Annotated in this window: 10 protein-coding genes; 5 read left to right on the top strand and 5 right to left on the bottom strand. The window is 75.1% G+C overall.

Features of this window, described 5'->3' with window-relative positions; all coding sequences use genetic code 11:
- Positions 1-130: 130 nt before the first annotated feature.
- Positions 131-1,144, bottom strand: a complete 1,014-nt coding sequence (locus AB0G13_RS32500) for an ABC transporter permease subunit (RefSeq protein WP_357882831.1) — start codon at positions 1,142-1,144, stop codon at positions 131-133.
- Positions 1,141-2,151 (bottom strand): ATP-binding cassette domain-containing protein, encoded by a 1,011-nt coding sequence (locus AB0G13_RS32495; RefSeq protein WP_357882828.1) that lies wholly within the window; start codon positions 2,149-2,151, stop codon positions 1,141-1,143. The genes AB0G13_RS32500 and AB0G13_RS32495 overlap by 4 nt, the downstream gene beginning before the upstream one ends.
- A gap of 130 nt (positions 2,152-2,281) precedes the next feature.
- On the opposite strand from AB0G13_RS32495, the gene AB0G13_RS32490 reads away from it, so the two are divergent.
- Positions 2,282-3,076: an ABC transporter ATP-binding protein gene (locus AB0G13_RS32490; RefSeq protein ID WP_231925754.1), complete on the top strand. Its 795-nt coding sequence runs from the start codon at positions 2,282-2,284 to the stop codon at positions 3,074-3,076.
- Positions 3,077-3,155: 79 nt separating this feature from the next.
- Positions 3,156-4,052, top strand: a complete 897-nt coding sequence (locus AB0G13_RS32485; protein ID WP_357882825.1) for a ribokinase — start codon at positions 3,156-3,158, stop codon at positions 4,050-4,052.
- An 83-nt stretch (positions 4,053-4,135) separates the two neighbouring features.
- Here AB0G13_RS32485 and AB0G13_RS32480 read toward each other — a convergent pair whose 3' ends face one another.
- Together AB0G13_RS32480 and AB0G13_RS32475 are read right to left on the bottom strand one after the other, a co-directional pair.
- Positions 4,136-4,885: a hypothetical protein gene (locus tag AB0G13_RS32480; RefSeq protein WP_357882822.1), complete on the bottom strand. Its 750-nt coding sequence runs from the start codon at positions 4,883-4,885 to the stop codon at positions 4,136-4,138.
- A 59-nt stretch (positions 4,886-4,944) separates the two neighbouring features.
- Entirely contained in the window at positions 4,945-5,424 is a 480-nt protein-coding gene (locus AB0G13_RS32475; RefSeq protein WP_357882819.1) for a DUF6232 family protein, read from the bottom strand.
- 320 nt (positions 5,425-5,744) lie between these two features.
- On the opposite strand from AB0G13_RS32475, the gene AB0G13_RS32470 reads away from it, so the two are divergent.
- On the top strand, positions 5,745-6,146 hold the full coding sequence (locus tag AB0G13_RS32470) for a nuclear transport factor 2 family protein (RefSeq protein ID WP_357882816.1): 402 nt from the start codon (positions 5,745-5,747) through the stop codon (positions 6,144-6,146).
- Here the strand turns inward: AB0G13_RS32470 and AB0G13_RS32465 are convergent.
- A complete protein-coding gene (locus tag AB0G13_RS32465; protein WP_357882813.1) occupies positions 6,143-6,619 on the bottom strand; it encodes a DUF6232 family protein in 477 nt (158 codons plus the stop codon). The genes AB0G13_RS32470 and AB0G13_RS32465 overlap by 4 nt on opposite strands.
- A gap of 99 nt (positions 6,620-6,718) precedes the next feature.
- On the opposite strand from AB0G13_RS32465, the gene AB0G13_RS32460 reads away from it, so the two are divergent.
- Together AB0G13_RS32460 and AB0G13_RS32455 are read left to right on the top strand one after the other, a co-directional pair.
- Positions 6,719-7,492 carry an enoyl-CoA hydratase-related protein gene (locus AB0G13_RS32460; protein WP_334608695.1) on the top strand — a complete coding sequence of 258 codons (774 nt, stop codon included), beginning with the start codon at positions 6,719-6,721 and terminating at the stop codon, positions 7,490-7,492.
- Between the two features lie 122 nt (positions 7,493-7,614).
- Positions 7,615-9,237 carry an acetolactate synthase gene (locus AB0G13_RS32455; protein ID WP_357882810.1) on the top strand — a complete coding sequence of 541 codons (1,623 nt, stop codon included), beginning with the start codon at positions 7,615-7,617 and terminating at the stop codon, positions 9,235-9,237.
- Positions 9,238-9,351 lie beyond the last annotated feature (114 nt).

Raw genomic sequence — 9,351 nt, 5'->3', positions numbered from 1 at the left:
CTGGCCACCGGTGCGGGCCGCGCGCCGGCCGCCGCCCGGCGGCGGGGTCGGCGGCGGGCGGGCGTCATGTGAAGGAATATTTCATCGTTGCCCGGGGTGCTGCAAGGTCTTGCCGCACCCCGGGCGGGCGTCACATCAGGTCGCGGCGGCGGAACGCCACGAAGGCGGCGGCGGTCAACGCGCCGGCCAGCCCGAGCAGCAGGACCAGCGAGGACTGCCAGGTGATGACGTAGAGGCCGTTGCAGGAGACGGCCGACCCGTTGCCGCACGCCCGGTAGTCCCAGAACTCGACCCGGCCGTTCAGCCAGGCGGCCGCGTAGCTGGAGAGCATGTACCGGTCCACCTTGACGACGTCCAGGATCTCCATCACCAGCCGGGCGCCCAGCTCCCACACCACCAGGTATCCGGCGACCGCGCCGAGCGCCGCCGAGGTGTGCCGGCCCAGGGTGGCGACGGCGAAGCCGACCGCGGTGAGCAGCAGCACCAGCAGCAGACCGCGCCCCCAGGTCGCGCCCAGCGAGCCCCAGAACTCCCCGTCGAGCCGCCCCGGCCGCCCGGCGACCCGACCGATCAGCCAGAACGCCCCGAGGTAGGCCGCCGAGGCGGCCACCGACAGCAGCGCCATCCCGCCGAGCAGGGTGCCCAGCTTGGTGCCGAGCACGGTCATCCGCCGGGGGCGCCAGAGCAGCAGGTTGACCACGCCGCCGGAGTTCAGGTCGGCGCCGATGTAGGAGGCGCCGACCAGGAACCCGAAGAGCGCGAGGAAGGCGATGAGGAAGTAGAGCAGCGGGCCGGCCTCGTCGGCGAAGGTGAACACCCCGTGGAGGAAGTCGGCCGCCACGGGCGCCCGCTCCATCTGGGCCGGGTCGACCTCGCCGCAGTCCTCGGGGACGTACTCCTCGATGTCGTCCGCCAGCACGGCGCCGCGCTGCCGGTCCAGGCAGAGCTGGTGGGTGCGCTCCAGGTCGGCGCGCGCCGCGGCGGCGGCGCGCTGGGCCTCGAAGAGTTCCTCGGCGGTGGGCCGGTGGGAACTCGCCAGGGTGGTCGCCGCGGTGACGCCGAAGGCGAGCACCAGCAGGACGAGCATGAGCTGCACGAAGCGCCGGGCGCCGAGACGCTCCAGCTCGGCACGGACCAGGTTCACGCGTCCACTCCCCGCACGTCGAGGTCGATCACCGGTTCCCGGGGGCCGCCGTCGGGCAGCACCGAGTCGTCCACCTGCCGGGGCAGCGTCGGGTGCCCCGCTGCGCCGGTCAGTTCGAGGAAGACGCTCTCCAGGTCGGGTCGCAGCGGGGTCAGCTCGCGTACCCAGAGGCCGGCCTCGCCCAGCGTGCGGCTGACCGCGGTCGCGTCGTCCACGTCGCCCACCACCAGGTGGTCGTCGTGCCCGGTCGCCGCCAGCCCGGCCGCCGTCAGCAGCTCCACGGCCCGCGCCGGGTCGTCCACCCGCACCAGCAGCTCGTGCCGGTCGAAGCCGGCCAGCACCTCGTCGACCCGCCCGGCCGCCACCCGCCGGCCCCGCGAGATGATCGTCACGTGGTCGCAGATCAGTTGGATCTCGGCGAGGATGTGGCTGGAGACCAGCACGGTCACGCCGGCCTCCGACAGTGAGCGCATCAGGTCCCGCATCTCCCGGATGCCGGCCGGGTCCAGCCCGTTCGCCGGCTCGTCCAGGATCAGCAGCTCCGGGTCCTTGAGCAGGGCGGAGGCCACGGCCAGCCGCTGCTTCATGCCCAGCGAGTAGCCCTTCACCCGCTCGTCGCCCCGGTCGCGCAGGCCCACCTGCTCCAGCACCTCGTCGACCCGGGCGGTCGGTACGCCGCCGGCCCGGGCGAGCAGGCGCAGCGTGCGGTGGCCGGTGAAGTTGCCGAAGAACTGCGGGCTCTCCACGATCGCCCCGACCCGCCCGGCCACCAGGGGCAGCCCGTCCGGCGAGGGGACGCCCAGCACCGTCATCCGGCCCGCGTCGGCCCGCACCAGCCCGAGCAGGGCGCGCAGCGTGGTGGTCTTGCCCGACCCGTTGGGGCCGAGGAAACCGTGGATCTGGCCGGCCTCGACCAGCAGGTCGAAACCGTCGACCGCCACCCGGCGGCCCTGCCGCACGCTGTGGAAGGTCTTGCGCAGACCCTCGATCTCGATGACCCCGCTCATCCGCGCGGCTCCGTGCTCCGACCGGGCATGGATCGTCCTCCGGTTGTGGTGACCAACGACACGGCGCCCCACCCTATGGCCGGGGCGCCGCCCGTGGGGGGCGCCCGGCGTTGCGTGGTTGGATGGGCGGGTGACTGGGGACGAGGATCTGGTGGTCAGCCTCGACGGCGTCGGCGTACGCCGGGCTGGCACGGCACTGCTGCACGACGTCGACTGGCGGGTCGAGCTGGACGAGCGCTGGGTGGTGCTCGGGCCCAACGGCGCCGGGAAGACGACCCTGCTCAACCTCGCCGCCGGGCGGCTGCATCCGACCACCGGCACCGCCCACGTGCTCGGGGAGCGGATCGGCCGTACCGACGTCAACGAGCTGCGTACCCGCATCGGGCTCTCCACCGCCGCGCTCGCCGAGCGGGTGCCCGCCGACGAGCGGGTCAGCGACGTCGTCGTCACGGCCGCCTGGTCGGTGCTCGGGCGCTGGCGGGAGAGCTACGACAGCAGCGACGAGGCCCGGGCCCGCGCCCTGCTGGGCCAGCTCGGCATCGGCGGCCTCGCCGAGCGCACGTACGGCACCCTCTCCGAGGGGGAACGCAAGCGGGTGCAGATCGCCCGCGCGCTGATGACCGACCCGGAGCTGCTGCTGCTCGACGAGCCCGCCGCCGGGCTCGACCTGGGCGGGCGGGAGGACCTGGTCGCCCGGCTGGCCGAGCTGGCGTACGACCCGGACGCCCCGGCGCTGGTGCTGGTGACCCACCACGTGGAGGAGATCCCGCCCGGCTTCACCCACGCGCTGCTGCTGCGTGAGGGCGGGGTGGTGGCGCAGGGACTCCTCGACGACACGCTGACCGGGGACAACCTCTCCAAGACCTTCGGGCTGCCGCTGGTCGTGCAGCGCTCCGGCGACCGGTTCACCGCCCGCGCCGCCTGACCCGGCCTCCCCGGGCCGGGCGTCGACCGCCGGCGGGGCCCTAGACTTCGCCGCAGCGTCCGGCGGCGAGGAGGTGGCGATGCGGCAGACCCGGGTCGTCGTGGTGGGCAGCGCCAACATGGATCTGGTGGGCACCGCCCCCGCCCTGCCCCGGCCGGGGGAGACCCTGCTCGGCACCGACTTCGTCATGGTGCCCGGCGGCAAGGGCGCCAACCAGGCCATCGCCGCGGCCAAGGCCGGTGCCTCCTGCGCCTTCCTCGGGGCGATCGGTTCCGACTCGTTCGGCGTCACCCTGCGGGCGCGGATCACCGCCGCCGGGGTCGACACCGAGCAGCTCCGCACGACGTACGGCACGTCGGGGGTGGCGCTGGTGATGGTCAACGCCGAGGGCGAGAACGCGATCCTGGTCAGCCCGGGCGCCAACGGTTCGATGAGCGGGCTGACCGAGTCCGAGCTGACCGCCGTACGCGGGGCGGACGTGCTGCTCGCGCAGCTGGAGATCCCGGTCGGGACGGTGACCGAGGCGGCCGTCGTCGCCCGGGCGGCCGGCACCCGGGTGGTGCTCAACGCCGCCCCGGCGGTGCCGGTGCCGCCGGAGCTGCTGGCGGCGACGGACCTGCTGGTGGTCAACGAGACCGAGGCGCAGGCGCTGACCGGGCGCGGCCGGGACGAGCCGTCGGCCCTGCTCGACCTGGTGCCCCGGGCCGTGCTGACCCTCGGCGCGGAGGGCGCCTGGTACGGCGACCGCGACGGCACCGCCGTGCACGTGCCGGCGGTCAAGGTCGACGTGGTGGACTCCACGGCCGCCGGGGACGCCTTCACCGCCGCGCTCGCGGTGGCCTGGGGCGAGGGCCGGGACGTGGTCGACGCGGTGCGCTGGGCGGCGGCGGCCGGGGCGGCCTGCGCCCGCCGGCTCGGCGCCTCCGTGGCGCTGCCCAGCCGGGCCGAGATCGACGAGCTGTACGTCCCCGCCTGATCCGGATCGGCCGGGCCCGGCCGCTCCCCTGATGCCCGCCGGGGGGCGCTGCGACGTCGCCGGTCACGCCTCGGCGTCGCCGGTCACGCCTCGGCGTCGTCGGTGAGCTTCTCGCCCCGGCGGCGGAGCATGCCTAGCCCGGGGATGCCGGCGACGGCGAGCTTCAGGTCGCGGGTGACGTCGAGCAGGTCGTGCAGGTCCGGGCCGACCCGGTCCAGGGTGGCCAGGATCGGCAGGATGTCCGCCGTCAGGTGCTGCTTGAGCTTGGGCAGCTCGTCGACGAGGCGGATCGCGGCGGTCACCTCCTCGTGGCTGAGCTGCTCGACGAACCGGGTCGCCATCGGGGCGGCCCGGCGCAGCGCCGGCTCGTACGCCGTCAGCAGCTCGGCGGCGGTGGCCGCCGCCTCCGCCGCGGTGCCCACGGCGCCGGCGGCCCGGCCGGCCACCGCGTCGGCCTCGGCGACCACCGCACCGGCGGTGCGGGCCACCTTCTCCGCCTCCCCGACCACGACGGCCGCGGCGGCGGCCACCTCGGTGGCGGTCTCGATCGCGGTGGTCGCGGCGGCGCTGATGACGGCCACCTCCCGGACCGCGCCCTCGGCGTCGGTGAGCACCCGGTCGGTGCGGTCGAGGGTCTGCTCGATCCGGTCCACCACGCCGCCGATCCGGTCCACCATGCCGTCGACCCGGTGCAGCAGGGCCTCCACCGAGTCCAGCACGGCGAACGCGCGGGCCGGCACGGCGGCGAACGAGGCGGCCGAGCCGAGGGCCTGGTCGAGGGCGGAGCGGGTCAGACCGACGACCGCGGCGGGCCGGGGGAGGGGAATCACCATGGCACCAAGTGTGCGTCGCCCGCGCCCGCACCGCCGGGCAGCGCGGCGGGGCCTCGAGGTCAGGAGTCCGTGTGCTGCTCGACCGCGCGCTGCACCGCCCGGTAGATCTGCCCGAACCGCAGCGCGTCCGGCGTGCGCAGCAGCAGCACCTCCCGGCCGTGGTGCTGGACCCAGAGCTCGTGCACCTTGCTGCCCCGCTCGTAGGAGCGGTCGAGCCAGCCGAGCGGGATCTCCAGGAAGGGGGTCAGGGCCAGCGCGCCGACCGCGCACGCGGCGAGGATGATCAGCGCCAGTTGCCACTCGCCCCGGTCCTGCGCCGACCAGGCCAGCGACAGCACGCAGACCACCGCGATCAGCGGGGGCAGCGAGAGGAGCAGGACCAGGACGCCGCGACCCAGCACGCGCCCCCGTACCGCCAGCGTCTTCGGCCCCTGCGCGTGCCAGACGTACGTCACGTCGGCGATCGCCACGGCGTGGCCGCCCGCCCGGATCGACTCCGACGTCACCTGCACCGCGTCGTCCCGGTAATAGATGGTCATCACTAAGCCTAACCACTCGCCGGCAATGTGCCCGCCGGTGGCCGCGCCCCGTCCGTCGGCGAGGGGGTGACGGTCGACCGCTGTCGAGCTGCCCCGTCCGTGGGACCACAGCTGGCGCGCGAACCCGTCGGCCTGCCCCGCCAGATGGGGCAGCTCGACAGCGTGCGGTGAGTCACCCGGCCCCCGGCGTGGTTTCCCCGGACCCTCGTCTCCGGCCGGGGTTTGCGGTGGGCGGGCGGCGTGGAGCGGCGCGGGCAGGGCAGTGCGGGGCAGCTCGGGGCGGTGTGGCGGGTGGTGCGGGGCCGATGCCGTGACGGGCTATGACGGAGCAGGAGCGCAACGTCGAGGTGGTCCGCCGCTACCTGCGGACCTTCGTCACCAAGGACCTGGCGGAGTTGCGCGCGGTGGTCGACGAGGATCTGCTGATCTACGGCTCCGGCACGCGGGTGCGGGGGCAGCGCCACGTCGAGGGGGCCGTTACCTCGCCGGGGCTGACCGTGCTCGACCAGGAGATCGTCGAGATCTTCGCCGCCGACGACCGCGTGGTGGTGTCGCTGGCGCAGACCTACCGCCGGGACGCCACCGGCGCGACGGCGGTGCAGAGCACCTGCAAGATGTACCGGCTGGCCGGCGGCCGGATCGTGCAGTTCTGGGGCGAGCAGGACCTGCTCGGCCTGCTGCGTGGCCTGGGCATGCTGCCGGACGGGCCGATCGGGTTCTAGCGGCGGCGGGGCGACACCGGCTGTCCCGCCTCGACGGCCCGCTGCACCGCCCGGTAGATCTGGCCGAAGCGCAGCGCGTCGCCGGTGCACAGCAGCCGCACCGGCTGGCCGCGCCAGCGGGCCCAGATCTCCAGCTGCCGGCTGCCCCGGGCGTACGAGCGGTCGAGGTGCTCGAAGAGGAAGTCGGCGACCGGGCCGACCGCGAGCCCGACCAGCACCGAGGCGCCGACGATGGCGATGGTGACGGTGAGGGAGCGGTCCAGCCAGAGCGCGAGCGCGATGCCGAGGGCGGCGGCGACCAGGGGGCCGGCGAGCGCCGCGCCGATCGCGCCGCGTCCCGCGAGCACCCGCCAGGACCGGCTGCCGCGTCGGTGCCAGACCATGCTGATGTCGGCCAGCCGGAAGGTCCGGCCGTCCACCCGGACGGCGGTCGAGGTGACCTGCACGGACCTGTCGTCGTAGTACGTGATCATGGCGGTACTCCCGGTGGCGGGCCTGACACCACAGTACTTACCCCAACGATCCGGGCCGTAAGGTTGGCACGCGACTTCGACGAGGAAGTGAGGGCCAGCGTGGGCGAGTTCGTGCGGTTGGAGACCAAGGACGGCATCGGCACCATCCGGCTGGAGCGGCCGCCGATGAACGCCCTGAACACCCAGGTGCAGGAGGAGTTGCGCGCCGCCGCCGCGGCGGCCACCGCCGACCCGGGCGTCCGCGCCGTCATCGTGTACGGCGGGGAGAAGGTCTTCGCGGCCGGCGCGGACATCAAGGAGATGGCCGACATGTCCTACGTGGACATGGCGGACCGGGCGGCCGACCTGTCCAGCGCCCTCGGCGCGATCGCCCGGATACCGAAGCCGGTCGTCGCCGCGATCACCGGCTACGCCCTCGGCGGCGGCTGCGAGCTGGCGCTGGCGTGCGACTGGCGGGTGGTGGCCGAGGACGCCAAGCTCGGGCAGCCGGAGATCAAGCTCGGCATCATCCCCGGCGCGGGCGGCACCCAGCGGCTGGCCCGCCTGGTCGGCCCGGCCCGCGCCAAGGACCTGATCATGTCCGGCCGGATGGTCGACGCCCAGGAGGCCCTGCGGATCGGCCTGGCCGACCGGGTCGCCCCGGCGGCCGAGGTCTACGACACCGCGGTCGAACTGGTCCGCCCGTACCTGACCGGCCCGGTGCAGGCCCTGCGCGCCGCCAAGCTCGCCGTCGACGGTGGCCTGGACATGGACCTGAACTCCGGCCTGGCCTGGGAGAGCCAGCTGTTCGCGGCGCTGTTCGCCACCGACGACCGGCGCGAGGGCATGGCGGCGTTCGTGGCGAAGCGCAAGCCGGACTTCACCGGCCGCTGAGCGGCCCGGGCCGGCGGGGCGGCCCCGCCGGCCCTCAGGCGCGCCGAGTCGAGAACTGTTCACATTCCGCCTACCGGTGAGTAGCGTGTGACCTCGGCCATGCGGACGAAGGGAAAGCGGCGATGACGGAGCGGATCGAAGGTCACGGCGGGGAGCTCGCGCTCGCGGCGCTGCGCGCGTACGGGGTGCGGGAGATGTTCACCCTCTCCGGCGGGCACGTCTTCCCGCTCTACGACGCCGCGCACAAGACCGGCTTCCCCATCTACGACGTGCGGCACGAGCAGTCGGCGGTCTTCGCCGCCGAGGCGGTGGCCAAGCTCCAGCGCCGCCCCGGCCTCGCCGTGCTCACCGCCGGCCCCGGCGTCACCAACGGCGTCTCCGGGCTGACCAGCGCGTACTTCAACGCCTCGCCGGTGCTGGTGCTGGGCGGCCGGGCCCCGCAGTTCCGCTGGGGCTCGGGCAGCCTCCAGGAGATGGACCACCTGCCCCTGGTCGCCCCGGTCACCAAGCACGCCGAGACGGTGTTCAGCCCCGACGACATCCCGCGCGCGGTGACCGCGGCGCTGACCACCGCGCTCACCCCGCACCGGGGCCCGGTCTTCCTCGACTTCCCCCTGGAGGCGGTCTTCTCGGTCGCCGACGCCGAGCTGCCCGCGCTGCCGGGCATCGCGCCGGTCGAGCCCGACCCCGACGAGGTGACGAAGGCGGCCGGCCTGATCGCCGCCGCCCGCCGTCCGGTGATCATCGCCGGCTCCGACGTCTACGCCGGCGACGCGGTCGACGCCCTGCGGGCGGCCGCCGAGGCGCTCGAGGTGCCGGTCTTCACCAACGGGATGGGCCGGGGCGCGCTGCCGCCGGAGCACCCGCTCGCCTTCGCCAAGGCCCGTCGCGTGGCGCTGAAGGGCGCCGACGTGGTCGTGGTGATCGGCACCCCGCTCGACTTCCGGCTCAGCTTCGGCGACTTCGGCGACGCCACGGTGGTGCACATCGTCGACGCGCCCAGCCAGCGGGCCGGGCACGTCCAGCCGGCCGCCGCCCCCGCCGGGGACCTCCGGCTGATCCTCACCGCGCTGGCCGACCACCCCGGCGACCGGGCCGACCACGCCGACTGGATCGCCGACCTGCGTACCGCCGAGGACGCCGCGAAGGCCCGCGACGCCGAGGAGATGTCCGCGGAGACGGACCCGATCCGGCCCGCCCGGGTCTACGGCGAGCTGCGCCGGGTCCTCGCCCGCGACGCCATCACCATCGGCGACGGCGGCGACTTCGTCTCGTACGCCGGCCGCTACCTGGAGCCCGCGCAGCCCGGCACCTGGCTCGACCCCGGCCCGTACGGCTGCCTCGGCACCGGCATGGGCTACGCGATGGGCGCCCGGGTCAGCCACCCCGACCGGCAGATCTGCGTCCTCATGGGCGACGGCGCGGCCGGCTTCTCGCTGATGGACGTCGAGTCCCTCGCCCGGCAGAAGCTGCCGGTGGTGATCGTGGTCGGCAACAACGGCATCTGGGGCCTGGAGAAGCACCCCATGCGCGCCATGTACGGCTACGACGTCGCCGCCGACCTCCAGCCGGAGCTGCGCTACGACCATGTGGTGAGCGCCCTCGGCGGGGCCGGCGAGACGGTGGCGAAGGCCGGCGACCTCGGGCCGGCCCTGCGGCGGGCGTTCGACGCCGGCGTGCCGTACCTGGTCAACGTCCTCACCGACCCGGCCGACGCGTACCCCCGTTCGTCGAACCTGGCCTGAGCCGGGCCCGGCGCCCGGGCCCGGGGGGCGGCGGCGGCGGGGGGGGCAGGGCCCGGGGGGGGGGCCCCCCGGGGGGGGCGCGCCCCCCGGGGGGGGGGCCGCGCGCCGGCCGCC

Origin of the sequence: Micromonospora sp. NPDC023633 (assembly GCF_040640035.1) — a bacterium.
GTDB lineage: Bacteria > Actinomycetota > Actinomycetes > Mycobacteriales > Micromonosporaceae > Micromonospora.
This window is presented reverse-complemented; position numbering and strand designations above follow the sequence as displayed.